The 25,896-nt window shown below is 37.0% G+C and carries 27 protein-coding genes; 21 read left to right on the top strand and 6 right to left on the bottom strand.

From position 1 onward, the window contains the following. The first annotated feature begins 98 nt into the window (after positions 1-98). Positions 99-1,304 carry a type IX secretion system outer membrane channel protein PorV gene (gene porV, locus V9G42_11270; protein ID MEI2759998.1) on the top strand — a complete coding sequence of 402 codons (1,206 nt, stop codon included), beginning with the start codon at positions 99-101 and terminating at the stop codon, positions 1,302-1,304. A 3-nt stretch (positions 1,305-1,307) separates the two neighbouring features. After that, positions 1,308-1,787, top strand: coding sequence for a 2-C-methyl-D-erythritol 2,4-cyclodiphosphate synthase (ispF, locus tag V9G42_11265; GenBank protein ID MEI2759997.1), 480 nt, complete (start codon positions 1,308-1,310; stop codon positions 1,785-1,787). On the opposite strand, the gene V9G42_11260 is transcribed toward ispF, so the two are convergent. The 4 genes from V9G42_11260 to V9G42_11245 are packed head-to-tail and all read right to left on the bottom strand — an operon-like array spanning position 1,774 to position 5,378. Further along, complete coding sequence (locus V9G42_11260) at positions 1,774-2,181, bottom strand: group III truncated hemoglobin (GenBank protein MEI2759996.1); 408 nt, start codon at positions 2,179-2,181, stop codon at positions 1,774-1,776. The two genes, ispF and V9G42_11260, sit on opposite strands and share 14 nt — an antisense overlap. Beyond that, positions 2,171-3,574 carry an exonuclease domain-containing protein gene (locus V9G42_11255; protein MEI2759995.1) on the bottom strand — a complete coding sequence of 468 codons (1,404 nt, stop codon included), beginning with the start codon at positions 3,572-3,574 and terminating at the stop codon, positions 2,171-2,173. The genes V9G42_11260 and V9G42_11255 overlap by 11 nt, the downstream gene beginning before the upstream one ends. Positions 3,575-3,594: 20 nt before the next feature. Then, positions 3,595-4,551, bottom strand: a complete 957-nt coding sequence (locus tag V9G42_11250; protein MEI2759994.1) for a glycosyltransferase family 9 protein — start codon at positions 4,549-4,551, stop codon at positions 3,595-3,597. Positions 4,552-4,562: 11 nt separating this feature from the next. After that, the gene (locus V9G42_11245) at positions 4,563-5,378 is read right to left on the bottom strand and encodes a 2,3,4,5-tetrahydropyridine-2,6-dicarboxylate N-succinyltransferase (GenBank protein MEI2759993.1); all 816 of its coding nucleotides are present in this window, start codon (positions 5,376-5,378) and stop codon (positions 4,563-4,565) included. A gap of 48 nt (positions 5,379-5,426) precedes the next feature. Here V9G42_11245 and ruvX point away from each other — a divergent pair, with 48 nt between their 5' ends. From ruvX to V9G42_11205, 8 genes are all read left to right on the top strand, one after another. After that, positions 5,427-5,891 carry a Holliday junction resolvase RuvX gene (gene ruvX / locus V9G42_11240; protein ID MEI2759992.1) on the top strand — a complete coding sequence of 155 codons (465 nt, stop codon included), beginning with the start codon at positions 5,427-5,429 and terminating at the stop codon, positions 5,889-5,891. Continuing rightward, positions 5,888-6,448, top strand: coding sequence for a peptide deformylase (gene def, locus V9G42_11235; protein MEI2759991.1), 561 nt, complete (start codon positions 5,888-5,890; stop codon positions 6,446-6,448). The genes ruvX and def overlap by 4 nt, the downstream gene beginning before the upstream one ends. Before the next feature lie 5 nt (positions 6,449-6,453). Continuing rightward, positions 6,454-6,966 (top strand): shikimate kinase, encoded by a 513-nt coding sequence (locus V9G42_11230; GenBank protein MEI2759990.1) that lies wholly within the window; start codon positions 6,454-6,456, stop codon positions 6,964-6,966. Between the two features lie 58 nt (positions 6,967-7,024). Then, complete coding sequence (locus V9G42_11225; GenBank protein ID MEI2759989.1) at positions 7,025-7,534, top strand: hypothetical protein; 510 nt, start codon at positions 7,025-7,027, stop codon at positions 7,532-7,534. A 10-nt stretch (positions 7,535-7,544) separates the two neighbouring features. Continuing rightward, complete coding sequence (locus tag V9G42_11220; protein ID MEI2759988.1) at positions 7,545-8,309, top strand: TIGR00266 family protein; 765 nt, start codon at positions 7,545-7,547, stop codon at positions 8,307-8,309. Positions 8,310-8,475: 166 nt separating this feature from the next. Continuing rightward, on the top strand, positions 8,476-12,447 hold the full coding sequence (locus V9G42_11215; GenBank protein MEI2759987.1) for an amino acid adenylation domain-containing protein: 3,972 nt from the start codon (positions 8,476-8,478) through the stop codon (positions 12,445-12,447). Positions 12,448-12,455: 8 nt separating this feature from the next. After that, positions 12,456-13,166 carry a 4'-phosphopantetheinyl transferase superfamily protein gene (locus tag V9G42_11210; protein ID MEI2759986.1) on the top strand — a complete coding sequence of 237 codons (711 nt, stop codon included), beginning with the start codon at positions 12,456-12,458 and terminating at the stop codon, positions 13,164-13,166. A 66-nt stretch (positions 13,167-13,232) separates the two neighbouring features. Next, positions 13,233-14,882, top strand: coding sequence for a DEAD/DEAH box helicase (locus tag V9G42_11205; GenBank protein MEI2759985.1), 1,650 nt, complete (start codon positions 13,233-13,235; stop codon positions 14,880-14,882). Position 14,883: 1 nt separating this feature from the next. Here the strand turns inward: V9G42_11205 and V9G42_11200 are convergent, their stop codons facing one another. Beyond that, positions 14,884-15,465: a 4'-phosphopantetheinyl transferase superfamily protein gene (locus V9G42_11200; protein MEI2759984.1), complete on the bottom strand. Its 582-nt coding sequence runs from the start codon at positions 15,463-15,465 to the stop codon at positions 14,884-14,886. A gap of 46 nt (positions 15,466-15,511) precedes the next feature. Between V9G42_11200 and V9G42_11195 the strand changes: the two genes are divergently transcribed. Then, a complete protein-coding gene (locus V9G42_11195; protein MEI2759983.1) occupies positions 15,512-16,195 on the top strand; it encodes a methyltransferase domain-containing protein in 684 nt (227 codons plus the stop codon). Positions 16,196-16,213: 18 nt separating this feature from the next. Here V9G42_11195 and V9G42_11190 read toward each other — a convergent pair whose 3' ends face one another. Further along, the gene (locus V9G42_11190; GenBank protein MEI2759982.1) at positions 16,214-17,413 is read right to left on the bottom strand and encodes a glycosyltransferase family 4 protein; all 1,200 of its coding nucleotides are present in this window, start codon (positions 17,411-17,413) and stop codon (positions 16,214-16,216) included. A 209-nt stretch (positions 17,414-17,622) separates the two neighbouring features. Between V9G42_11190 and V9G42_11185 the strand changes: the two genes are divergently transcribed. The 10 genes from V9G42_11185 to V9G42_11140 are packed head-to-tail and all read left to right on the top strand — an operon-like array spanning position 17,623 to position 25,893. Next, complete coding sequence (locus V9G42_11185; GenBank protein MEI2759981.1) at positions 17,623-18,507, top strand: T9SS type A sorting domain-containing protein; 885 nt, start codon at positions 17,623-17,625, stop codon at positions 18,505-18,507. Positions 18,508-18,552: 45 nt separating this feature from the next. After that, positions 18,553-19,500, top strand: a complete 948-nt coding sequence (locus V9G42_11180) for a T9SS type A sorting domain-containing protein (protein MEI2759980.1) — start codon at positions 18,553-18,555, stop codon at positions 19,498-19,500. An 18-nt stretch (positions 19,501-19,518) separates the two neighbouring features. Continuing rightward, on the top strand, positions 19,519-20,472 hold the full coding sequence (locus V9G42_11175) for a T9SS type A sorting domain-containing protein (GenBank protein MEI2759979.1): 954 nt from the start codon (positions 19,519-19,521) through the stop codon (positions 20,470-20,472). Between the two features lie 54 nt (positions 20,473-20,526). Next, positions 20,527-21,531 (top strand): T9SS type A sorting domain-containing protein, encoded by a 1,005-nt coding sequence (locus V9G42_11170; protein MEI2759978.1) that lies wholly within the window; start codon positions 20,527-20,529, stop codon positions 21,529-21,531. Between the two features lie 55 nt (positions 21,532-21,586). Further along, a complete protein-coding gene (locus tag V9G42_11165; GenBank protein ID MEI2759977.1) occupies positions 21,587-22,552 on the top strand; it encodes a T9SS type A sorting domain-containing protein in 966 nt (321 codons plus the stop codon). A gap of 48 nt (positions 22,553-22,600) precedes the next feature. After that, positions 22,601-22,906 (top strand): hypothetical protein, encoded by a 306-nt coding sequence (locus tag V9G42_11160; GenBank protein ID MEI2759976.1) that lies wholly within the window; start codon positions 22,601-22,603, stop codon positions 22,904-22,906. Between the two features lie 4 nt (positions 22,907-22,910). Further along, positions 22,911-23,558: a T9SS type A sorting domain-containing protein gene (locus V9G42_11155; GenBank protein ID MEI2759975.1), complete on the top strand. Its 648-nt coding sequence runs from the start codon at positions 22,911-22,913 to the stop codon at positions 23,556-23,558. A 12-nt stretch (positions 23,559-23,570) separates the two neighbouring features. Continuing rightward, the gene (locus V9G42_11150) at positions 23,571-24,524 is read left to right on the top strand and encodes a T9SS type A sorting domain-containing protein (protein MEI2759974.1); all 954 of its coding nucleotides are present in this window, start codon (positions 23,571-23,573) and stop codon (positions 24,522-24,524) included. Further along, positions 24,521-25,171, top strand: coding sequence for a T9SS type A sorting domain-containing protein (locus V9G42_11145; protein MEI2759973.1), 651 nt, complete (start codon positions 24,521-24,523; stop codon positions 25,169-25,171). Before V9G42_11150 ends, V9G42_11145 begins: the two co-directional genes overlap by 4 nt. Positions 25,172-25,221: 50 nt before the next feature. Next, positions 25,222-25,893, top strand: coding sequence for a hypothetical protein (locus V9G42_11140; protein MEI2759972.1), 672 nt, complete (start codon positions 25,222-25,224; stop codon positions 25,891-25,893). Positions 25,894-25,896 lie beyond the last annotated feature (3 nt).

Below are 25,896 nucleotides of genomic sequence, written 5' to 3'. Positions count from 1 at the left end.
TGCCAGCCGCTTCATAAAAATAACATCATAAAATAAAAACCACTTATTGTCGTTATTGAAATTTAGCTTTTAAAACTTATTACTGAATTACTTTATACATGAGATATAAATTATTATACGGTGCATTATCTTTAGCAGTACTTGCTATACAAAATCAGGCATCTGCACAAAATGATAAGGCCAACTTATTAGGTCAGATTAATACCATAACCACAGCAGTTCCCTTTCTAATGATTTCTCCGGATGCCCGTGCCGGTGGTATGGGTGATGCCGGTGTTGCTTCATCAGCAGACGTTAACAGTATTCACTGGAATCCGGCCAAGCTGGTGTTTGCAGACAAAAAGATGGGTGTTGGAATTTCTTATACTCCTTGGTTGCGTAAATTAGTACCTGATATCAATCTGGCATACGTAAGCTTTTTTACCAAGCCCAATGATGTTTCTGCAATTGGTGCATCGTTACGTTATTTTTCTCTAGGAAATATTGACTTTACTTCTGAAACAGGTGATCCAATGGGCTCCTATAAGCCCAACGAATTTGCTGTTGATGTAGCCTACTCTCGAAAATTGGGAGATGAATTTAGCGGAGGTATTGCACTTCGATATATCCATTCAAGTTTAACAGGAGGAATTACAGTAGGTGGCAATGCCACTAAAGCCGGAAATTCTGTTGCAGCCGATGTTTCTTTCTTTTATAAAACCAATCTTGAAATCTCAGGAAAAGATGCAGAGTTCGGTGCAGGTTTAGCTATCACCAATATTGGATCAAAAATGTCTTATACCGATAAAGGAACTAAAGATTTTATTCCTATTAATTTGCGTTTAGGCCCTTCTTTGAAAATAAAGCTCAACGACTATAACGAGTTGGCATTTTTGGTTGATTTCAATAAACTTTTGGTGCCCACACCACCTGTTTATTCTGATTCAACAATTGCAGGTGAAGAGAATCCAATAATTTTCGCAGGTAAAGATCCAAATGTTGGCGTGGCACAAGGGATATTTCAATCTTTTGGTGATGCTCCGGGAGGAGGAAAAGAAGAGTTACGCGAAATTAATATTGCCGGAGGTTTGGAATATTGGTATGATAAGCAATTTGCATTTCGTGCAGGATATTTCTACGAAAACAAAACCAAAGGCAACAGAAAGTATTTTACTTTAGGTATTGGCTTACGCTACAATATTTTCGGTCTTGATTTTGCTTATCTTATTCCGACAGAGCAACGCAATCCATTAGAAAATACCTTACGTTTTAGCTTGTCATTCAACTTTGATTCAATCAAAGGAAGCGATGGTAATAACGATTAAACAGTGACTTTCAGAGTAGGTTTTGGTTTTGATGTTCATCAGTTAGAGCCTGGCATACCGTTTTTTTTAGGAGGTGTTCGCATTGAACATCATCAGGGAGCCAAAGGTCATAGCGATGCCGATGTGATTATTCATGCCATTTGCGATGCATTACTTGGTGCAGCAGCACTCGGTGACATAGGCAAACATTTTCCGGATACAGCAAGTGAATTTAAAGGAATAGATTCCTCAATTTTGTTGGCAAAAGTTGTTTCCTTATTAAAGGACAAGTCAATTACTATTGGAAATATTGATGTCAGTGTGGTATTGGAAAAGCCTAAAATTGCACCCTATATTCAGGCAATGCGAGAAAAATTAGCTTCAGTAATGCAGATTGAATTAGATTGCATTTCTATTAAGGCAACTACCAATGAGAAAATGGGTTTTGTTGGTCGTGAAGAAGGTGTAGCAGCTTACGCAGTTGCTCTTATTAACCGGCAGTAGGATTGAAATTCTGTGGCTCATTACCACGTCCCGATTCGATTTTGTAATAAAATACTTCTGCAATTTTTTGTGCTCTTGATTTTGCTGTATCTGCATTTTTGCCTTCGAACAAATTATCTACTGTTGCTTCAAATAGATGAAGCCAGTGTTTAAAATGTTTCATTTCTATTGGTAATTGACTGTGTGCTTCAAATGCACTTCCATTATATAACGGTTCGTTGAAGAGTATGCTACGCCAGAAACCATACATTTTTTTCAAATGTTCGGGCCAGCGATCTTGTATGATGTTATTGAAAATTGGTCCCAGTAAATCATCTTCGCGAATAGCACTGTAAAATGTATCAACCATTAACGTCACATCATCAGGTGTAATTATGTCATGTTTATTTTCCATGCTCTTTTTTTAATTTTTCTTTAATTGTAACGTCTCTGTTATCATTATAAATAATTTTTAATTTCTTGGCTGATGGCTTTTTTAAGAATGAATTGAAAATACTCTGTGACTCTAAATGATTTTTTAAATAAGTCACTCCTTTTATTTGATTTATATTAAAAACCGAAGATTGCTTTCCAAAACAATAACCAATAACACCTTGATGTCTGAACACGTAAGTACATTCTTTACCATCCGCTAACGGATAGGCAATTGCAGCATCATGCCAGCCTTCGCCCATTTCTATACAAGCATCCTTAAAACGGTTGTTATAGTTAGCTTTTTCATGATAGTCAAGTTCGGTTCCATTGCATTGTTTAATTTGTTTATAAAAACAGTTGTCATTATAGTTTTCAAGATTATTGAGGCAACGACAAAGATTGAATTTTGCAGTCATGTGCGAAAGAAAATCATCAGCGGCTTTTCTTGTGCCAAAGAATCTTATCGGTTGCAACTCTGTTTTTGAAATCTCATGAATTGAAAAGCTTGACAATTCATTAATAAAGCCATTGATGTAAACCCCGAAGTTTTTTTCAGATTTAACTGCTCGGTTAAAGAAGGGTTGATATTCTTTAATGTATTCAACTTCGAGCAGGCATGCAAGCAATTCACATCCGGTGTCCATGAAACTTATATCGTGCATTAGCGCTTTAATCTTTTTTGATTTTGAATTGTTGTTGCGAAAATGTGATGTTACTCTCTTTTTGATATTTTTTGCTTTTCCGATATAGAGAATTTCATTATTGTTGTCTGTAAAAAAATATACACCCGGAGTTTCAGGTAACTTGTTTATTAGTTCATGCGGAATTTCAGTATTCTTAATAGGTACACTTCGGTGAAGCAGTGTGTGTTCAAGACCTTTTTCTGCAACTATTTTCTCTAAAATTTCACTCGCTGCAATTGCATCATTCAAAGCACGGTGATGCCCTTCTAAAAGTATTCCAAGATTTTTTGTGAGATTTCCTAATGAGTAAGAGCCAAAACCGGGGAAGAATTTTCTGCTCAAAGAACAGGTGCAAATTACTTCTGCATTAAATTCTATTCCGCAGCGTTTAAATTCTGATTTAATAAAACTGAAATCGAATGAAGCATTATGCGCCACAAAAACTTTGTCATTAAGCAATTGAAACAGTTGCCAGGCAATTTCATTAAAGCAGGGTGCATTTTCTACCAATTCGTTGGTAATGCCTGTCAGTCCTATGATAAATGATGGTATTTCTGTTTCCGGATTTATCAGTGTAGAAAAACGATGTTCTATTGTTTTGCCATTATGAATTACAACTGCAACTTCTGTAATACGACTACCTTGTGATAGGCTTCCTCCTGTAGTTTCTATGTCAACAACTGCGAACATGCCGTTACCGTTATCTTTTCTTATATTTCAATTTTATAAGCACAGTCAAAATGGCCTAAGGGGCATGACTTGTAGCCGTGCAAGCCACAAGGCCGGCAACTCATTTTACCAACTTGTTTAATGACACTTTTGTCAGACAATGGGCCAAAGCCAAATTCAGGAACTGTAGAACAGAAAAATGATGTGACAGGAGCATTTACTGCCGATGCAAGATGGAGTGGTGCAGAGTCGTTTACATAATTCATTTCGGCATGTTGCATAAGCGCTGCTGATTCTGTTAATGTCAGCTTCCCGCATAATATTTCAATATTCGGATGTGATGAAAGCAATCTTATTTCATTACAAAGTGCTAAATCAGTTGGTGCACCAAGAAAATATATTTTGATGTTGTCTGGAATAGTCAGAATTAACTCTGCCCATTTGGCCGAAGGTAGTTGTTTGGTAAACCAGACTGAAGCCGGTGCCATGCAGACAAAAGGTTTTGATTTTAATGGCAGTACTTTTTGAATTTCTGCCTCTGTAAAATGCAAGTGTGGTTTTTGATATTTAATATTTATTAAGTCAGAAATCAATGAAAAGTTTCGATATGTTTCATGGTTTTTGCCGATAATATGTGCTGATTTTTTATCGTAACAAAATGAAAATGGGTTTTTATCGAAACCTCTTTTATTATTCGATTTCGCGAATAAAGTCATTAAACCTGTACTGAAAAATCGTTGCAAGTTAACAACCAAGTCATATTTTTCTTTTCTGATTTGAAGAATGAGGTTTATGAGATTAAAAAATTTATTTTTCTTTTTATCCCACACATACAATTTGTTGACAAAAGGATGGTTTTTTAATATTGTTTCATTGCCTTTTCTTAACACAAAATCAATCTCAGCCTTTGGAAAAGTCTGGTGTATGGATTCAATTAATCCGGTAGCTAAAATTACATCTCCAATAAATGCTGTCTGTACAATTAATATTTTATGCATACTCTAAAGTCTCAGACGGCAACATCATATTCGCGCAAGGCATCGTTGAGTGATGTTTTATTGTCTGTAGATTGTTTTCTTTTACCTATAATTAGTGCACATGGCACCTGATAGATGCCGGCTGCAAAAGTTTTGGGAATTGAACCGGGAATAACCACAGAACGTGCAGGCACAATGCCCCGATATTCAACAGGTGAGTTTCCTGACACATCAATTATTTTTGTTGACATAGTAAGTACAACATTGGCTCCTAGAACTGCCTCTTGTTCAACACGAACGCCTTCAACAACAATACAGCGCGAACCAATAAAACAATTGTCTTCAATAATAACAGGTGATGCCTGAACAGGTTCTAAAACCCCTCCAATGCCAACCCCTCCACTAAGGTGCACATTTTTACCTATCTGTGCGCAACTGCCAACAGTAGCCCAGGTGTCAACCATGGTTCCACTGTCAACATAAGCGCCAATATTTACAAACGATGGCATCATTATCACCCCCTTTGCTACATAGCTCCCATAGCGTGCTATGGCATGTGGTACTACACGAACACCTAAATCTTCATATCCTGTTTTAAGATCTATTTTATCGTAAAACTCCATTGGTCCCGCGTGATGTACAGCCATTTTCTGGATTGGGAAATATAATATGACAGCTTTTTTTATCCATTCATTAACCCTCCAGCCATTATTGCCTTGCTCTGCAACCCTAATTTTTCCTTTATCAAGATCTTCAATAACAGAACGGATTACTGTTTTATGGGATTCATTGTTAAGTAACTCTCGGTTTTCCCAAATATCATTGACTGTTTTTTCTCTGACCGGCATAAATATTTTTTTCAGCTACAAATATAGCCACCTTAAAGCATTCATAGCTTGTTGTTTTTTATTTTTGCATCTTTCAAGACAGACATGCCACGCATACTTGCAGTTGATTATGGAAATAAAAGAGTGGGTCTTGCAGTTACTGATCCTTTACAGATAATTGCAACTTCGCTCACAACTGTTCATGCATCAAAGGCAGTGGCGTTTATTAGTGATTATTTTAATTCGGAAGAAGTAGAAGAAGTTGTTGTTGGCAAACCTGTACAAATGAATAACACACCATCTGAAATTGAGAAAAACATATTATTGTTCATTAAAAAACTCAATGAAAAATGCCCAAGTGCAAAAGTGGTTAGATATGATGAAAGGTTTACCTCAGTTATGGCACAACGGGCATTGATAGAAGCCGGTTATAAAAAAAAACAAAGACAAAATAAGGCATTGGTTGATCAGACCAGTGCTGTAATATTATTACAATCTTATTTGGAACATAAAAGAAACTTTTTGAAAATATGATATTACCGATTATTGCCTATGGTGACCCTGTTTTGAAGAAAGTGGGATCATCAATCGATAAAGATTATAAAGGACTTGGACAATTAATAGAAAATATGTTTGAGACTATGTATGCTGCATCAGGTGTCGGATTGGCTGCTCCACAAGTTGGAATTTCCATCAGACTTTTTGTTGTTGACACCAAACCATTTGCAGAAGACGAACCGGAATTGGAAAATTTCAAGAAAGTCTTTATCAATCCACAAATTATTGAAGAAGTAGGTGATGAATGGAAGTTTAACGAAGGTTGTTTGAGCATTCCAGGCATCAGAGAAGATGTTTTGCGAAAAAAAATAGTTCATCTGCGATATCAGGACGAAGAATTTAAGACACATGAGACAGTTTTTGAAGGATTAGCAGCAAGAGTGATTCAACATGAGTATGATCATGTTGATGGTAAGTTATTTGTAGAAAAATTGTCTCCTTTTAAAAAACAATTGATAAAAGGAAAGCTGCGTGACATTACCATCGGCAAAGTTGATGTTGATTACAAAATGCGTTTTCCAATAAAGAAATAGCAGCGATGTTAATATTTCTGATTGGTTTTATGGGAGCCGGAAAATCTACTCAGGCAAAAAAGCTAGCTGCCAGATTGAATTTTGAAAGTATTGACCTTGATGAATTAATTGAGCAAGTAAACAAACAGTCTATTTCAGAAATTTTTAAGGCAAACGGAGAACACCACTTTCGTAAAATTGAAAGTGAAGCTTTAAGAACAATTTCTGAGCAACAAAATACAGTTATCGCTACAGGTGGTGGTACACCTTGCTTTTTTGATAATATGCAATGGATGAATGAAAAAGGCATTACAGTTTATCTGAAGTTGCATCCGGGGACAGTTTATCACCGTATTGCACCATCTAAATCCAAACGCCCTTTAATCTGTGATATGAACGATGCAGATTTAATGGAGTTTATTATGGAAACAATGACTGTAAGAGCGCCTTTTTACAATCAGGCAAAGATTCAAATTTCGGGACTAAATCTTAAAACTGAAGACCTTGTGAATGCGCTTCAGCCATTTATAAAACAGTAATGCAATAGAATTTCAGGTTAACAGTTTTTGTTTATGTTTACCGTTCAAAACAAAAAATATGAAAATATTATTATTCTTTTTGCTACTGCCAACCATGTTAGTAGCACAAACATTTCAAAAAAATTCAGGTGAGAGCAATGAAGATTTTGTCAAACGAATTGCACCGGATTCGGCAAATGAAGTAAAATACCTTCTCAGTGATACTTTTAATACATCAACACAAAAAGTTGTTTATGCCTATAGCATTTTTGAACACGGCAATCTGATAACCAATAGCGACAGTACTTTAACGTATTTTTTATGTATTCTTACTCCAACTTCAGTGGGTGCAATGGATTACAGTAAACAGCAGTTTCGTATGGTGGCAAGCTATAAAAAGAAGGCAAGGATAGAAAATGCAGAAATTATTAAGTCTGGTAGGGAAAAGAAGCTTCAGGTGTATATTGCTGAACTGGTACGAGGTCCCGGAGGCGTACCAAGAGATGTGAAGCGCACTTTTGTTTACAAGCAGGAAAAAGAAAGTAGAATGTTTACTGATACTTTCAGAGAGGTATTGGGCGATTATTAAAAAACACTTTATGAATAAGGCACACGAACTTGATTTTAAAATTTTTGGTGATGACATTCAGGCTTTGGAAGTTGAGCTCGATCCATCAGAAGGAGTAAGGGCTGAAGTAGGTATGATGATGTATATGGAAGATGATATAGAAATGCAGACCAATACCGGAGGTGGAATTTTTAAGGGATTGAAGAGAATGATAACCGGTGAAAGTTTTTTCATCACCAACTATTTAAATCATGGAAAACAAAAGCGGAAAATAACTTTTGCTGCACCTTATCCGGGGAAAATAATACCTGTTAATCCGGCTGAATATGGAGGGCGTTTTTTGTGCCAGAAAGACGGATTTTTATGTGCTGCAATGGGCATCGAGATTAATGTTGCCTTTACAAAGAAATTGGGTGCAGGACTTTTTGGTGGAGAAGGGTTTATCCTACAGGAGTTAGCTGGTGATGGCTATGCCTTTATACATTCAGGCGGCACAATTATTAAACGAGAGTTGGCTGTTGGTGAAAGACTGCGTGTTGACACAGGATGCTTGGTAGCCTTTGCACCTACCATAGAATATGACATTAAGTTTATAGGAGGTTTTAAAAATGTTCTTTTCGGAGGAGAAGGGTTATTTTATGCACATCTTACAGGTCCGGGCACAGTTTATTTACAAAGTTTACCCTTTTCAAGAATGGCAGATAGAATTATTGCCGCATCAAAATTGGGTGGCGCAAGAGAAGAAAACAGGGGATTAGGTGGGCTTTTAGGTGGATTTATCAGTGGTAATGAATAATCGTATTATTTTGCCTGTTGTAAAATATTGGATAATGTGTTTTTCTTAATCGTAAGAATCTCCCACTCGCCCAAATTTTCAAATACTTGGAGGAAAATATTCAATAGCGAAACCAATTTAGGTTATTTTCGTATAGTTTTTATTAAACCACCAATGACAAAGGAAGATGGCATCGCAATTTATCCCGGTAGATTTTAACCCTTTTGAAGAAGTTATTCCGGACAATTTTTTTACCACATCAGAAGAGCAACGTGAAATCTGGACATCCGTACAAATCGGGGGTGATTCAGCATCATTAGCATATAACGAAAGTGTTACACTTTATCTGAAAGGATTGTGTAATCACGAGCATCTTCTAACAGCTTGCAAAAATGTTGTTCAAAGACATCAGTCACTTCGTTCCACTTTCAGTGCATCAGGCGAAACATTTCAGGTACATGAGCATGTAAATATTGAAATTCCAATTATTGATTTAACCGACCTGAGTCCGTCAGATAAAGATGCACGCATACTTCATTTTTCGCAGCGTGAAGTATCTATTCCATTTGATCTGATGAAAGGCCCTGTTATCCGATTTGCTATTTTTAAAATTTCCAATTCAGATACAGCATTAGTCATAACAGCACATCACATTGTTTGTGATGGATGGAGTATTGGCATAATCATGCAGGACATCAGTAAATTTTATTCTGCCTTGGTAAATAATTCGCAACCTGACCTTGAACCGGTAATACCATTTAGTAATTATGTTCAACGACAGGAAGCAAGGAAGTTGAGTGGTGAATATAAACATACAGAGGATTATTGGCTCAATTTATACTCAACAGATATACCTACAGTTGACCTTCCGGTTAACAAAGCCCGCCCTGCTGCACGTACCTTCAATGCGAAACGATTTGATATAACTATTGATGCAGGTTTGGTAAATGATTTAAGAAAACTTGGAGCAAAGAACGGAAGCAGTTTTGTAAATACCTTGTTTGCTTCATTTGAAATTTTTCTTTTTCGTTTAACATCCAATCCATCATTAGTATTAGGACTTCCTGCTGCCGGACAGTCGGCTTCCGGAATGTATGCTATGGTTGGTCATTGCGTTAACCTTTTGCCAATTAAAAGTTTCGTTGATGAAAACATCTCGTTCAGCGAATATTTAAAAACCAGAAAACCTTTGATGTTTGATGCATTCGACAATCAGGAATTTACGATGGGAAGTTTGCTTGGAAAACTACCATTGCAACGTGACCCTTCAAGAATTCCATTAGTGCCCGCTGTGTTTAACGTTGATCTTGGCATGACACAAGGTGTTTCTTTTCATGGTCTGAACTATGAATATACCTCAAATGCCAGAAAGTTTGAAAACTTTGAGTTGTTTGTGAATGCAACAGGAATGGGTGATAAACTCATCATTGAATGTACTTACAATACCGACCTTTTTGAAGAAGAGATGATGCAACTGAGAATGCAGGAATTTGTAATGCTTCTTAATGGATTGGTTGAATATACTGATAGCCCGATAAAGCATTTGCCATTACTTACTGATGATGAAAAAAGAAAATTGTTTATCGAATGGCCTGTGGTGAAAGAGAATAACCTTCGCAATGAATGTATTCATACTTTAATAGAAAAGCAGGCATCCTCACATCACGACACAGATGCAATTTGGTTTAATGGACAAACAGTCAATTACAGTCAACTAAACCAACGAGCCAATCAGTTAGCGCATTTTCTAATAAAGTCAGGTGTTAAACAGGAAACTTTAGTTGGCATTTGTCACGACAGGACAGACGATTTAATTGTTGCCATGCTTGCCGTTCTAAAAGCAGGAGGTGCTTATGTGCCTTTAGACCCAAATTATCCTGCTGACAGGATTGCATATATCATGAGCGATGCAAAAGCACCACTTTTGATTACTTCTTCAAAATATTCTGAACAGCTATCCAAAACGGGAACAAAGTTAATTTGCTTAGATCAACAAATAACGGAGATAGCTAAGGAGAAAACATCAAATCCTGATTTAAAGAATTCTTCGGATCAGTTAGCATATATCATCTATACGTCAGGGTCAACAGGAAAACCAAAGGGCGTGGCAATTGAACACCGTAATGCTGTTGCTTTAATTGACTGGGCAAGTACCGTTTATTCTTCAGAGGAGCTTGCCGGTGTGCTTGCTTCAACATCAATATGCTTTGACTTATCCATTTTTGAAATATTTTTTACGTTAAGTAATGGTGGACGCATTGTTTTAGTGAAAGATGCCATGGCTTTAAATGCTTTACCTGAAAGTGCTGGTGTAACATTGGTCAACACAGTTCCTTCCGCTATTGCAGAACTTCTCAAACTTAATAATGGAGTTCCATCAAGTGTAAAAACAATAAACCTTGCAGGCGAACCATTGCCGGTTGAGCTTGTTCAGAAAATTTATTCGCAAACAACGATACAGAAGGTGTATGACTTGTACGGACCATCTGAAGATACTACCTACAGTACATTTACACTCAGAAAATCTGATGGCCCATATACAATAGGAAAAGCTATCACAAATTCGCAGGTTTATATTTTAGATAAAAACAGAAGGCCGGTTCCAATTGGTATTGCCGGAGAGCTTTATATGGCAGGTGATGGTCTGGCACGAGGTTATCTCTATAAACCGGAAATGACAGAAGAGCGTTTTGTGCCTAATCCATTTATTCCCGGACAAAGAATGTACAGAACCGGTGACCTTGGGAAGTATATGGCTGATGGAAATATAGAATTTTTAGGCCGGATTGATAATCAGGTAAAGATTCGAGGATTCAGAATCGAGCTTGGTGAAATAGAGTCCATGTTGCGATTAAGAAAAGAGATAAAAGAACTTGTGGTGATGGCACGAGAAGATCAGCCGGGAAATAAAATTCTGGTTGCATACCTTTCTGCCAATATAGGAAAGCAAATTGATGTAAACGAATTACGACAATATCTGCGAACAGAACTTCCCGAATACATGATACCAACGGTATTCATGATTTTAGAAAATATTCCACTGACACCTAATGGAAAAATTGACAGAAAAGCATTGCCGGTTCCAGATGTGGAAATCAAAGCAGAAAGTGCAAATTTTGAAGAACCTCACAATCCTTTAGAAAGTTTGCTTGCAGGTATTTGGAGTGAAGTGCTGGGAATTGATAAAATTGGTATTCATGATAACTTTTTTGAACTTGGAGGACACTCTTTACTTGGAATAAGAATGATGGGTGCCATAGAACAAAAGACAGGAGTTAAGTTAGATTATCCAACATTATTTCGTGCTTCAACCATTTCGCAATTAGCAAAAGTGATCAATGCAGAGGAGTTGAACATTGACTGGCCTATAGTGGTTCCCTTACAACCCAATGGAAAAGAAAGACCGTTGTTCTTTATTCACATGCACAATGGAAACATTCAGCGATGGAGAGTGCTTTTAAAGCATTTAAATAAAGACCAGCCTGTTTATGCTATTCAACCTCGCGGACTTGATGAAAAGTACGACTATCATTATTCTGTTGAGGCTATGGCAACATTCTATATAGATGAAATTAAAAAAATTCAACCTGTAGGACCTTATCGCTTTGCCGGATTATGTTTTGGCGGAACAACTGCTTTTGAAATGGCGCGACAGCTAAAAGCAAAAGGCGAAACAGCTGAACTTGTTTTTATGATTAATAACTATGCACCGCCAGCCAACCCAATGCAATATAAAATTCGCGAAACATGGGATGAGTTTAAAGGCATGACATTGGAAAGTAAACTCGAGTTTGCACTGGAAAAAACGAAAAATGCAGGAAAAAAAGTTTTAAGTAAGCTAACAAAGGTTTTTGATTCCGGAAACACAGCAACTGCTGATGTTAAAGTAAATACTAAGCCAGACATTCGTTGGGTAAATTCAGTCGCCTTACTCAATTATCAGCCCGAAGGTGAATATTCTGAAAAGGTGGTTTTAGTAAAAACCGGTGAAGAAATTGCCAAACATTATGATGAGACATTAGGTTGGAAACGTCTGATAGGTGGTGAGATAGAAATTCTCCAGATTCCTGGAAGCGATAACGATACAATCATTACCCATAAAGAATATTATACACAGCTAGCGCAGTATTTAAATCAGGCATTAAACAATATTAAATAATCTCTGAGATGGAATTGCAGTTACCTCCGGCAGAGGATTTTTGTAATGGTTTGTCAATTCAGGATAATGAATGTTTGGTATTTGTATTTTCTTCTGACGTGTTTGCAGCAATAGAAGGAGATTTGAAAAAACTGTTAAGTAAGGGGGAAACAGAGCGTCTTCTTAAATTCAAATTTGAAAAAGACAGCCGGACATATTGTATTGCACATGGGTTAAAAAGATTGCTGCTGGCGTCATTACTCAAAACAAACGAACAAATAGAGATTGCTGCACACAGTAATGGAAAGCCATTTGTAAAGCATCAGCATAAGAGTATGGCTATACATTTTAGTTTAAGTCATTCGGATAAAATGATAGCACTGGCATTTCAGAAGAACCACCCATTGGGGGTTGATATAGAAAAAATTCAACAGGCAGATAAATATGAAAATGTAATACAGCAATATTTTACTTCTGATGAGCAAAAACAAATTGCACATTCAGACAATGCTGCATTTTTTAAAATCTGGACTCAAAAGGAAGCCATTGGAAAAGTTAGCGGTCGGGGGATTGCTAATTTGCCTGAAAATACCATTCCTGAGAACTATGAAATAAGCACAGTGCCTCTGGATGGATATATTTTAAGTACATGTTTTTTCAGAGATAATGAGATTCGTTTTATGACAATTAATGTGCAGAATGTTTTAGATCAGATAAATATACTATCTTTGCGGCCTTAATTAACATTATAATCAACCGGATAATTTTTTGAAAAACACTGATAATTCCGGTTCTTCCTACTTCACATGAATAAGACTTCTTTCCATGAGCTTTCGTTAAGTCATGAAATGCTTCAGGCTATTGACGAAATGGGTTTCACCGAGGCTTCGCCCATACAAGCACAAGCCATACCTGTATTAATGCAGGGCGAGGACGTAATTGGGCAAGCACAAACCGGCACCGGAAAAACTGCGGCTTTTGGTATTCCTTTGCTCGAAATGCTCGATCCTAAAGCTAAAACTACCTCTGCAATAGTAATGTGCCCAACCCGTGAGTTGGCAGTGCAAGTTGCACAGGAAATTAAAAAGTTGGCCAAATATAAAAAGGGCATGGTAGTACTTGCTGTGTACGGTGGCGAACAAATTCAAAAGCAGATAAATGCATTAAAACGCCCTGTACATGTAATTGTTGGTACACCGGGCAGAATTATGGATCACTTGGACAGAAGAACTATAAACCTGTCTAAAATTAAGATGGTAGTGCTTGACGAGGCAGACGAGATGTTGAATATGGGTTTCAGAGAAGACATGGAAGCTATTTTGCAACATGCACCTGACGAGAGGCAGACGGTTTTATTTTCGGCAACCATGCCAAAGCCTATTCTTGAAATCACCAAAAAATTTCAAACCAATCCTAAGTTAGTTAAGGTCACCAAACAAGAGCTTACTGTTTCATCCATAGAACAAATCTATTACGATATTCCATCATCGCAGAAGGCAGATGTAATTGCACAGTTGGTTGAGTTACACAACTTGAAATTGATGCTTGTGTTTTGCAATACTAAACGTAAGACTGATGAGGTGACGGAGCAGTTTCAGCAGTTAGGTTATAAAGCAGAAGCTATACATGGAGATTTAAGACAAAATCAAAGAAACAATGTATTGGCTCGTTTCAAAAAAGGTGATGTGAATATGCTTGTTGCAACGGACGTTGCTGCACGAGGTATTGATGTTGAAAATGTGGATGCAGTATTCAATTTTGATTTGCCTTTGGATGAGGAAAATTATGTGCATCGTATTGGTCGTACCGGCCGTGCCGGAAAATCCGGAAAAGCCTTCAGTTTTGTTTCCGGACGTAATGATATGGCTAAAATCCGTGAGATTGAGGATTACTCAAAAGTGAGAATTGAAAGACATCAGCTGCCATCAGGAAAAGAGCGCATTGAGTTGGCTAAAATTAAATTGGCAGCAAGACTGAAAGTGCTACTTGAAGAAGGTGATTTGGAGCAGTATGAAAACATGTTTGCAACATTCAAACAAGAAGGATTAACATTACATCAACTTGCGGCTTCATTACTTAAAATGCATTTTGCACCTATGTTGCAACAAAGTCAAAGCAAGTCAAGCAGTCATTCTTCCGGCAGAGAAGAACGATCGGGAAGAGGCAAGCGCGATAGCGGAGGTAGTAAAGGTAAGCGAGGTAAACACAGTGGCGAATCAGATATGATACGTTTGTTTTTAAGCGTTGGCAAAAAAGATAAAGTAAGTAAAGGTGATATTGTTGGCGCTGTCTCAGGATTAAGTAATATGAGCAGCAGCAATATTGGTGTTATTGATATTTACGATAAGTTTTCTTTCATTGAAGTCAATGGAGAGTTTTTGAATGATGTGCTTTCCAATGTTAACGGCAATAAAATAAAAGGCCGTAAAGTAAATGTTGAAATAGCTAAAGACTAATTTATTCCTTAGTGAAAGTCAGTAAATAGTCTTTTTCTCTTCTGTAATGAATATTAATAGTATCATTTTTACTGTGCTGCACTTTAACAGTAGCTACGCCTGCATTAGACAATGAAAATGGTTGAATACGCACACAGTTTTTAAAGTCAATTCCTGATACATTGAAATATTTGATGGCAGCTTCTTTAATACACCAACATGTGAGTGCATGAAGATTTTTCTCCTGAAGAAAAAGAAAAGCAATCTCTTCATCATTTAGAAAATAATCCAAGCCCGATTCAATATTTCTATCTGTCATTTCAATATCAATACCGGCACTTCTTGATTGGGTAATCATTAATGCAGTATAATTTCCGGAGTGTGAAAAGGAAATTGCATTGTTGCCATCAATGTAAGGTTTGCCTGTATCGAGATAGTGTAGTTGAAGTGTATTATTTTTTGTTACGTGCCTCAGCAATTTTATGCTAAGCTCCTTTTGAAACAACTTTCTGCTTTTTTTATCTGAAGGATAGTTTGCTTGCACTATATACAATTGACAATTGTTGTTGATTTCATTCAGTATAAAAGAAAACTCCGTTTGCATGGTGCTAAAATAGCAGTTGTTTGTTGATGATGTTTAATTTTGCTTCATGACAGATCCTGACGTTTTTCAATTTGGTATCCGGGTTACATCCGAAGTGGCAACGGTTCAGATAGGAGAAGCAGCAATGACATACTTTAAAGTAACTAATATTGATGCCTTATATGCAGCATTAAGCCAGCTCGATAGTAGTGATGATAATGTGATGGATGAGCGCATACCCTACTGGGCAGAACTATGGCCCTCTGCAATTGCTTTGGCAGAATATGTAAGTGAACTTGAGAATTCTGAAGTTTCGTTTATTCACGAAATTGGTTGTGGTATGGCATTGCCTTCGGTGCTATGCGGCAAACTGGGTCATAAAGTTATGATGAGTGATTATGTAGAGGCGCCACTGCAATTTGCTGAGGCAAACTGGCATCTGAACAACACCTCCCAACCGCACACCATGATGCTTGACTGGAGAAACATACCTGACAATATTGAAAAATGTGATTTACTCTTGGCTGCCGATGTAGCCTATGAAAGCAGAATGTTTCCTGCCGTGATTAATGCTTTTCAACGCCTGACTAAAAATGGAGGAAAAATTATTTTCACCGAGCCCAACAGGAAGTTCACTTCAGAATTTTATAAGTTATTACAGAATAATTTTCCTGAAATTAATACCTCCGAGAGGTTGGTTTTTCTCAACAACCATCAGCATAAAATCAAACTCTCTGTCATAGATGTTTGATGTTTTAGAATGTGATTTTTAAATGGCTTTTAAAAAGCCAGCCAATTTTTTGCCGATAAGATTATTGTCATATTGTGTTCTGGCAAGTATTTGTGCTTCCCTTGCAATGTTGTTTAACAGGTTAGGATTGTTTAATAATGAAAGAATGGTTTTTGTAAAATCCTCCGGGGTATCGGCAATAAGAATATTTTTTTTATCAGTATAATTAATCCCTTCTGCACCGGTTGATGTTGATACGATAACTTTTCCTGCGGCAAGACCTTCGAGAATTTTTATTCTAATACCACCGCCACTCAGTAAGGGTACAACCATAATCTGTTTGTTTTCCATAAACTTCAGTGCGTCTTTTATTTCACCTGCAACAATCAGGTTTTTTGATTTAATACTGAAATATTTCGGGTTCATGTTTTTACCGGCCAGAAACAAATGCACCTTAGTTGATTTTTGTTGAATCAGTGGCCAGATATCTTTCAATAGCCAGTCAACGGCTTCAATATTAGGGAGCCAGTCCATTGATCCAAGATGAAATAATGAAAGACTATCAGCATCCATCTGTTCTATGTTCTTGTATTTGGCAGTATTCATTCCTGTTGGCGCCACTTCAATAGGAATATTACAGCCATCTCTCAGAAAAAGATTTTTATCTATCTCCGATATAGCGATGATTGCATCAAAGTTGTTTATCACCTTGTTCTCATAGCGTTTAAGTCTGTCGGATAAAAAATAAAGATAAGCCTTTTTTAATGGATTTTTTGTTGCTTTAGCAAGTCTTTTCCAGATAAGCCATTCCACATTATGCGCCCGCAATATGCACTTGGCTTTGCTGAATGTACGCACTGTTTGTAGGTAAGGGCTAAGAAATAATCCTTCAAACAATATGAAATCAAATGTTTCCGATTGCAGCAGTTCTTTCAGCTTTTGGTGAAACGCTTCCGAGTCAAAACGGACAATGTTATATGACTCGTTTGGTTTGAACAGATTGGCAAAAGCATCCCATGCGTTTACAGAGGCATCAAGAAAAACTGTTTCCAATTTATATTTTTCAAGCAATGCGGCATCAATGGAATTTATGTCCATAAAATGTTTTTTGGTGTTGAACGAAAGCATTTTTACCTCTGCGCCCGATGCCGTGAGTGATTCGGCAAGGTTGTACATGGCAATGGTGGCGCCATCATAAGGCGGCAACGGAATACGCAAACACAGTTGAAGGATTTTCAAATTACGGTAGGATTCTAAACTTATGTGCAAACGTAATAATTTAACGCCCTTAAATCCTGTTGATAAATTAATTTGGATATGAAAAGGAAACCCCATTAATTTTACAAAGCTTAAAAAATAACATTACTACCAAACTAAAATCCCAACTATCATGGAACCAACAGGCATTACCAAGCCCGTCTTATAACAGAGCTATTGTTAGCACGCCAATGATAAATCCTGCTCCTGTTTGGTATTATGGAAATGTTGCTGCTTTACTTCCAAATGAAATGACACCAGGTGGATGCATGGACTTTCAACCGGCAACACTTGGCTATGACTGCGACCCGTCTGCACTGCGCGCACAGCAGCAGTTGCTTACCGATGTGGCTGCCCGGGAGGGATATTATGACAGCCTTGATGCCGACATGCAGTACTGGGCGCAGAGGCAGGTGTATGAGCTGCTGCTGAGCGATGACAGTCTTATGCTGCAAGAAACCCCTGCCGACACATTGCTTACGCTGTGGAAAGACAGCGTGGCTGCGGGCAACATTGGCGCGTTCAGAACCGTTGCCGATTCGGCTATAGCCAATGCCGCTTATGCTGCTGAACTGAACTACAACATAACTCCTCTTAACCATGCCGAAGAAAACGAGCAGGCAGTGTATGCCCTGTATTTTGCATTAGCCGGTGAGCAGCCCGACTCGGCACAGTACGAAGCACTGAGCGCCATAGCTGCCGAAAATGCCATAAGCGGTGGTGGCGGAGTTTACATGGCGCGAGCCATGATTGATACCAATGCCGATGATGTTACCGGAATAGCAAGCCTGCGAATGGCTGCAAATGTGGCGGGCAATAAAAACATAAGCGGAACAGGCAGGCTTTATCCTAACCCAGCCAATACATTTGTATATTACCAAGACAACTTAGGTGAGAATGAAAACGGAATTATAACGTTATTGGATATGCTCGGTAAAGAATTAAAAGGATACAAGCTGACAAAAGGTAATAATTTAATTTCAATACCGGTATCCGATTTGGCAAAGGGCATGTATATGGTTAAGATAAGAATAACAAATCGTGACGATAAGATGATTAAATTAGCAGTAAAATAACTGTATATTTGTGGAGGCTTGCTCAAAAGCAAGCCTCCTTTAATTATGAATAAGGTTCTGATAGGTTTATTTTTGTTTTTATCATTAAATGCAAATGCGCAAAATCTGGTATTAAATCCTTCATTTGAAGATACCATTGCTTGCCTGCCAAGTACTTATGTAATGCCATGTAGATTTTGGTATACAGCATCAAATAATACTCCGGATTATTTTAGTGAACAACCTGATTTTAATTGTATGATACCAGCTCCGCAAAGTACCATAGGATATCAATATGCGAGAACAGGAATTGCTTATGTAGGGTTATTTACTTTTTTTCCACCATTTAACAATCAACGTGAATATATAGGAGGAGAATTATCCGACACATTAAAGCAGGGGCATGAGTATTGTGTCAGCTTTTATGTATCGGTTGCCGAGAAGTGCAAATATGTTACAGACGGCATAGGTTTATACCTTTCTGTTGACAGCGCTGTTGATTATACCATAAACACCAACCTTTCGTTTGTTCCTCAAATTTCAAACCCTGCGGGCAACATAATTTATGATACGCTTAACTGGGTGCAGATTTCAGGAACATACATAGCCAATGGCGGAGAAAAATATTTGACCATTGGCAACTTTAAAGATGATGCTAACACAATGATTGATTCTACTTCATCAACGGGAAATAGTGCATACTATTTCATAGATGATGTAAGTGTAATAGACTGCACGGTGGGGATAAATGAAGTAAATGATAATTTAAGTGTAGGTAAGCTATACCCCAACCCTGCACGAACAGCGGTGTACTATGAAAGTGAGTTGAATGACAATGAAAATGGTTTGCTGGAATTGTATGATATGCTCGGCAATAAATTATCGGCATATACATTAAATCATGGTAAAAATAAAATTACCATAGAAACATCAGGTTATGCACGTGGAGTGTATATGGTTAAAGTAAATATAACTGACAGGCAACCTGAATTTATAAAACTGATATTGCAGTAAATAACCTATCTTTTTAATATGAAAAAGTTAACAATTTATTTATGCTTGTTTTTTGCGAGTAAAGCAGATGCTCAAAATCTTGTTTTGAATCCTTCATTTGAAGATACTATAGCCTGCACAGGCACCTATGCTATGCAATGTAAATATTGGTATTGGGCAACTTATGGTAGTCCTGATTATTTCAGCGAACAGCCTGATATATTTTGCGGAACATCTTACGTTCCGCAAAGTGGAGGTGGATACCAATATGCAAGAACAGGAATTGCTTATGTAGGATTGGGTGTTTACACAAAACATGTTTCCCCAAATCATATAAATAGAAGAGAATATGTAGGAGGAGAATTATCCGATACATTAAAGCAGGGACATGAGTATTGTGTCAGCTTTTATGTTTCGGTTGCAGAGGAATTCAAATATGTTGTGGATGGCATAGGGTTATATCTTTCTGTTGACAGCGCTGTTGATTATACCATAAACACAAACCTTTCGTTTATGCCTCAAATTTCAAACCCTGCGGGCAATATAATTTATGATACGCTTAACTGGGTGCAGATTTCGGGAACGTACATAGCTAATGGTGGTGAAAAATATTTGACCATTGGCAATTTTAAAGATGATGCTAACACCGCAATTGATTCTACAAGTGCAAGTCTAATTGAAAGTTATTTTTTCATTGACGATGTAAGTGTAATTGACTGCACAGTTGGTATTAACGAAGTAAATGATAATTTAAGTTCAGGCAAATTGTATCCCAATCCAGCCACAAAGGTTGTTTACTTTGAAAACAATCTTTCTGAAAAAGAAAACGGAACATTGCAGCTTATGGATATAACAGGCAGAGAAATGGCAAGCTATAAACTTAATAAAGGAAATTTGCTTGCCATACCAACACCTTATGCAAGAGGTGTGTACTTGGTTAAAATTAATATAACAGGTAAACCCACAGAAACCGTTAAATTGATATTAGAGTAATTAAATTATGATTTAATTTTGCAAGGAGGCTGAACTATCAGTCTCCTTTTTAACATGAGAAAAATATTTATTGTCATATTTTTATATCTTGTGTCAAATGCAAATGCGCAAAATTTGGTGTTAAACCCAAGTTTTGAAGATACAATAGCTTGCCCAACAACAACAGCAATCCCAATGCAATGCAAATATTGGTACACGGCTAATATAGGCAGTCCTGATTATTTCAGTGAACAGCCTGATATATTTTGCGGAACCTCTCCTGTGCCTTTAAGCAATGCCGGTTATCAATATGCCAGAACAGGGATTGCTTATGTAGGATTAGTAACACTTATGCAGCCTTTAAATCCAAATTATCTAAATAGGCGAGAGTATATTGGAGGAGAACTTTCTGACACATTAAAACAGGGGCATGAGTATTGTGTCAGCTTTTATATATCGGTTGCAGAGGAATTAAAATATGTTACAGACGGCATAGGATTATACTTATCTATTGACAGCGCTGTTGATTATACCATTAACACCAACCTTCCGTTTGTACCTCAAATTTCAAACCCTTCAGGCAACATAATTTATGATACGCTTAACTGGGTGCAGATTTCGGGAACGTACATTGCCAATGGCGGTGAAAAATACCTCACCATTGGTAATTTTAAAGATAATGCTAATACCTTGATTGATTCCATAAATAACAATGTTCCCCAAAGCCGATATGAATCGTACTTGTTTATAGACGATGTAAGCGTAATAGACTGCACGGTGGGGATTGGCGAAGTAAATAATAATAAAGATATTGGCGAAGTAAATAATAATAAAGATATAGGCAGGCTTTATCCGAACCCAGCCAATACAGTTGTATATTACCAAGACAACTTAGGTGAGAATGAAAACGGAGTTTTAACTTTATTGGATATGCTCGGTAAAGAATTAAAAGGATATAAGCTGACAAAAGGTAATAATTTAATTTCAATACCGGTAGCTGATTTGGCAAAAGGCATGTATATGGTAAAGATAAAAATTAATGGCAGAACGGACGAAAATAAAAAGCTGTTAATACAATAAAACTTAGTAAATTTGGGGTAGAATAACGTAGGTGTCATACGCCAAATAATTTAAAATGAAAAAGTTTTTAATTATCGTTTTATGTTTTATTGCATTAAACAGCAATGCTCAGAATTTAGTTATTAATCCGTCATTTGAAAATACAATACCATGCTGGATATTCATTAATCTTGGCACATGGCAAATGCAATGCACCAATTGGTATTCAGCATCAGGTGGCAGCCCTGATTATTTCAGCGAAACGTATGACCCTTTCTGTTACGCCTTACCTGTACCTGATAATAATATTGGATATCAATACGCCCGTACAGGTGTTGCTTATGTAGGTTTGTCTGCTTTTACTTCAGCCCCATTTACAAACTATAGAGAATATATAGGAGGAGAATTATCCGATACATTAAAGCAGGGGCATGAGTATTGTGTAAGTTTTTATGTATCTGTAGCGAATAAGTCTAAATACATCGTAGATGGCATAGGATTATACCTGTCAGCAGATAGCACAGTGGATTATTCAATTGATACTAATCTTTCATTTGTACCGCAAATTGAAAATCCAGCCGGAAATATTATTTATGATACGCTTAACTGGGTGCAAATTTCGGGAACGTACATTGCTTCTGGTGGTGAAAAATACCTTACTATTGGTAATTTTAAAGCTGACTCTAATACAGCTATTGATTCTATTTCTGGCCCAATAATTTTCTCTTACTTTTTAATAGATGATGTATCGGTTATAGACTGCACGGTTGGTATTAACGAAGTAAATGATAATAAAGATATAGGAAGGCTATATCCAAATCCAGCCAATACAGTTGTTTATTATCACGATAACTTGGGTGAGAATGAAAACGGAGTTTTAACTTTATTGGATATGCTCGGTAAGCAATTAAAAGATTATAAGCTGACAAAAGGCAATAATTTAATTTCAATACCTGTATTTGATTTATCAAAAGGCATATACATTGTAAAGGTGGAAATTATGGGGTGTAACAGTGAAATAATTAAATTGGTCGTTAATTAAATAATTATTTTTGTGAGGAGGCTTTGTGCCTCCTCACAATTTTAAATTATGAAAAAATTTATTATTTGTTTATGCTTGTTTTCTGCTATTAAGGCAGATGCTCAAAATCTTGTTTTGAACCCTTCATTTGAGGATACCATAGCCTGCACAGGCACCTATGCTATGCCATGCAATTATTGGTATTGGGCAACTTATGGCAGTCCAGATTATTTCAGCGAACAACCTGATATCAATTGTGTGGTACCTGCCCCACAAAGTACCATAGGTTTCCAGTATGCACGAACTGGAATTGCTTATGTAGGATTGGGATTATTTACTCAACATATAATCCCTACTTTTATTAATAAGACGTGAATATGTGGGTGGAATATTGTCGGATACATTAAGGCAGGGGCATGAGTATTGTGTCAGCTTTTATGTATCGGTTGCCGAGAAGTGCAAATATGTTACAGACGGCATAGGTTTATACCTTTCTGTTGACAGCGCTGTTGATTATACCATAAACACCAACCTTTCGTTTGTTCCTCAAATTTCAAACCCTGCGGGCAACATAATTTATGATACGCTTAACTGGGTGCAGATTTCAGGAACATACATAGCCAATGGCGGAGAAAAATATTTGACCATTGGCAACTTTAAAGATGATGCTAACACAATGATTGATTCTACTTCATCAACGGGAAATAGTGCATACTATTTCATAGATGATGTAAGTGTAATAGACTGCACGGTGGGGATAAATGAAGTAAATGATAATTTAAGTGTAGGTAAGCTATACCCCAACCCTGCACGAACAGCGGTGTACTATGAAAGTGAGTTGAATGACAATGAAAATGGTTTGCTGGAATTGTATGATATGCTCGGCAATAAATTATCGGCATATACATTAAATCATGGTAAAAATAAAATTACCATAGAAACATCAGGTTATGCACGTGGAGTGTATATGGTTAAAGTAAATATAACTGACAGGCAACCTGAATTTATAAAACTGATATTGCAGTAAATAACCTTAAATATGAAAAAGTCAACTATTTGTTTATGCTTATTTTTATCATTAAAGGTAAGTGCACAAAACTTGGTATTAAACCCAAGTTTTGAAGATACGATAACCTGTCCAATTGGAACATGGGCTATGCAGTGTCGTTACTGGTATTCAGCATCAGTTGGCAGTCCTGATTATTTCAGCGAGCAGCCTGATATATTTTGTTCAACATCTTATGTTCCGCAAAATCAGGTAGGCTTTCAATATGCCCGAACTGGTATTGCTTATGTGGGGTTAGGCCCATTTGTTTCGACTACATTTCCTTCTTTTGCTAATAGACGAGAATACATAGGGGGAGGTTTGTCGGATACATTAAAGCATGGGCATGAGTATTGCGTCAGCTTTTATGTTTCGGTTGCCGAAGAATTCAAATACGTTGTTGACGGCATAGGTTTATACCTTTCTGTTGACAGTGCGGTAGATTATACCATAAACACCAACCTTTCATTTGTTCCTCAAATTTCAAACCTTGCGGGCAATATAATTTATGATACACTTAACTGGGTGCAGATTTCAGGAACATACATTGCCAATGGTGGTGAAAAATACCTTACCATTGGTAATTTTAACGATGACATAAATACATTAGTTGACTCCACATCAGGAACATTAATGGGAGCTTACTTGTTCATAGATGATGTTTCAGTAGTAGATTGTACGGTGGGTATAAATGAGATAGAGAGTTATAAGAATAAAATAAAGCTGATGCCGAACCCAACCAATTCAGAATTAAGAATTGAGAATGCAGAATTGAAAATTAAAAATATGGAAATTACGGATGTGCTTGGAAATGTGGTTTTAATTGAAAGCGTAAAATCAGATGAGAAAAATATCAAAATAAATGTGAGTAATTTTACTAAAGGAGTTTATTTTGTAAAAGTGTTTAGTGATAAAGGAATTGCAATTAAAAAGTTTGTTAAGGAATGATGTTACAGGGCACATCAGAAGATACCCTGTTAACAAGGTGGTATGACAGCACGGCTGTTTACAATATAGGTTTGTTTAAAACAGTGCTTGACTCTGCCGATGTTAATCCGGAGTATGCTTTAACATTAAACGAAAGCATTGCTCCCGACAACCATGCCGAAGAAAATGAAAAAGCCGTTAATGCCATATACCTTGTAACATGGGCTGTTGATAGCTTTGAATTAACTACCGAACAGTATGATATACTCTATGCGATTGCCAATGAAAATCCGTTAACGGGCGGCACAGGAGTGTATGCGGCAAGGGTAATGCTCGGGCTTCATATTGATGATGATTATGAATCCATCGGCAGCCGAATGGCTAATCCGAATGGCACACAAAGCGCTGCTGTTGCTGATAATAAAATATCATTAATGCCAAATCCTGCGATAGAGAAAACTATTTACAGCAATCAACTTGAAAAAAATCAAAAAGGTGTTATAAATATATATTCCAAATTTGGTGTAAGGGTGAGCAGCTATTTATTGCATGAAGGATATAATAAAGTTCTCATAGATTTGCATGAACTTGCACAAGGAGTTTACATTATAAAAACAGAAGTAAACGGTAGAGTTACAGATATAAGAAAGTTGGTAGTAATTAAGTAATAAAATAAAAAGAGCAGCTAACCACTGCTCTTTTTTATTACCTTTGTTATATGAAAAAAATAGCTCTATTGCTTTTTGTTATGGCTTCGCAAAATGCGTGGGGGCAGAACCTTGTTTTAAATTCTTCATTTGAGGACACAATACCTTGTTCCATTTTTCAAAATAACAATTATCCTCAAATGCCTTGCACAGGCTGGTATTGGGCAAGCGGTGGCAGTTGCGATTATTTTAGTGAGCAGTATTTGTGTATTTCATCCCCCGCACCAAATAATGCCGCTGGTTTTCAATATGCGAGAACAGGTATAGCGTATTGTGGATTTTCACTTTTCACAAACTTTTCGCCTCAATTCAATAATTTTCGCGAATATTTAGGGGGGCAACTAAATGATACATTAAAGCAGGGGCATACCTATTGCGTTAGCTTTTATGTGGTAAAATCAGATAGCGGCAAATATTATACAAGCAATATAGGAATGTACTTGTCACCAAACAGCTCGGTAGATTACAGCACGGCTTTAAATTTACCCTACATACCTCAAATAGTAAACACTAACGGAATTATTTATGATACGCTAAACTGGACACAAATAAGCGGCAATTACGTTGCGGGGGGGGGGGGAAATATTTTATCATTGGTAATTTTAATAATGATGCAAATACGACTCTTGACTCCAATAATCAAACTAATAATGCTAACACTGCTTTTTCGTATTATTACATAGATG

The sequence above is a fragment of the Bacteroidia bacterium genome, from assembly GCA_037045145.1.
Lineage (GTDB): Bacteria > Bacteroidota > Bacteroidia > AKYH767-A > OLB10 > OLB10.
This window is presented reverse-complemented; position numbering and strand designations above follow the sequence as displayed.

Coding starts and splice junctions, on each gene's coding strand:
- V9G42_11145 (MEI2759973.1), top strand. CDS start 24,521: ATGATGTTACAGGGCACATCAGAAGATACCCTGTTAACAAGGTGGTAT.
- V9G42_11150 (MEI2759974.1), top strand. CDS start 23,571: ATGAAAAAGTCAACTATTTGTTTATGCTTATTTTTATCATTAAAGGTA.
- V9G42_11205 (MEI2759985.1), top strand. CDS start 13,233: ATGAATAAGACTTCTTTCCATGAGCTTTCGTTAAGTCATGAAATGCTT.
- porV (MEI2759998.1), top strand. CDS start 99: ATGAGATATAAATTATTATACGGTGCATTATCTTTAGCAGTACTTGCT.
- V9G42_11260 (MEI2759996.1), bottom strand. CDS start 2,181: ATGGAAAATAAACATGACATAATTACACCTGATGATGTGACGTTAATG.
- V9G42_11200 (MEI2759984.1), bottom strand. CDS start 15,465: ATGCAAACGGAGTTTTCTTTTATACTGAATGAAATCAACAACAATTGT.
- V9G42_11185 (MEI2759981.1), top strand. CDS start 17,623: ATGATAAATCCTGCTCCTGTTTGGTATTATGGAAATGTTGCTGCTTTA.
- V9G42_11225 (MEI2759989.1), top strand. CDS start 7,025: ATGAAAATATTATTATTCTTTTTGCTACTGCCAACCATGTTAGTAGCA.
- V9G42_11180 (MEI2759980.1), top strand. CDS start 18,553: ATGAATAAGGTTCTGATAGGTTTATTTTTGTTTTTATCATTAAATGCA.
- V9G42_11245 (MEI2759993.1), bottom strand. CDS start 5,378: ATGCCGGTCAGAGAAAAAACAGTCAATGATATTTGGGAAAACCGAGAG.
- V9G42_11230 (MEI2759990.1), top strand. CDS start 6,454: ATGTTAATATTTCTGATTGGTTTTATGGGAGCCGGAAAATCTACTCAG.
- V9G42_11195 (MEI2759983.1), top strand. CDS start 15,512: ATGACAGATCCTGACGTTTTTCAATTTGGTATCCGGGTTACATCCGAA.
- V9G42_11170 (MEI2759978.1), top strand. CDS start 20,527: ATGAGAAAAATATTTATTGTCATATTTTTATATCTTGTGTCAAATGCA.
- V9G42_11160 (MEI2759976.1), top strand. CDS start 22,601: ATGAAAAAATTTATTATTTGTTTATGCTTGTTTTCTGCTATTAAGGCA.
- V9G42_11220 (MEI2759988.1), top strand. CDS start 7,545: ATGAATAAGGCACACGAACTTGATTTTAAAATTTTTGGTGATGACATT.
- V9G42_11255 (MEI2759995.1), bottom strand. CDS start 3,574: ATGTTCGCAGTTGTTGACATAGAAACTACAGGAGGAAGCCTATCACAA.
- V9G42_11250 (MEI2759994.1), bottom strand. CDS start 4,551: ATGCATAAAATATTAATTGTACAGACAGCATTTATTGGAGATGTAATT.
- V9G42_11215 (MEI2759987.1), top strand. CDS start 8,476: ATGGCATCGCAATTTATCCCGGTAGATTTTAACCCTTTTGAAGAAGTT.
- V9G42_11175 (MEI2759979.1), top strand. CDS start 19,519: ATGAAAAAGTTAACAATTTATTTATGCTTGTTTTTTGCGAGTAAAGCA.
- V9G42_11210 (MEI2759986.1), top strand. CDS start 12,456: ATGGAATTGCAGTTACCTCCGGCAGAGGATTTTTGTAATGGTTTGTCA.
- V9G42_11165 (MEI2759977.1), top strand. CDS start 21,587: ATGAAAAAGTTTTTAATTATCGTTTTATGTTTTATTGCATTAAACAGC.
- def (MEI2759991.1), top strand. CDS start 5,888: ATGATATTACCGATTATTGCCTATGGTGACCCTGTTTTGAAGAAAGTG.
- V9G42_11140 (MEI2759972.1), top strand. CDS start 25,222: ATGAAAAAAATAGCTCTATTGCTTTTTGTTATGGCTTCGCAAAATGCG.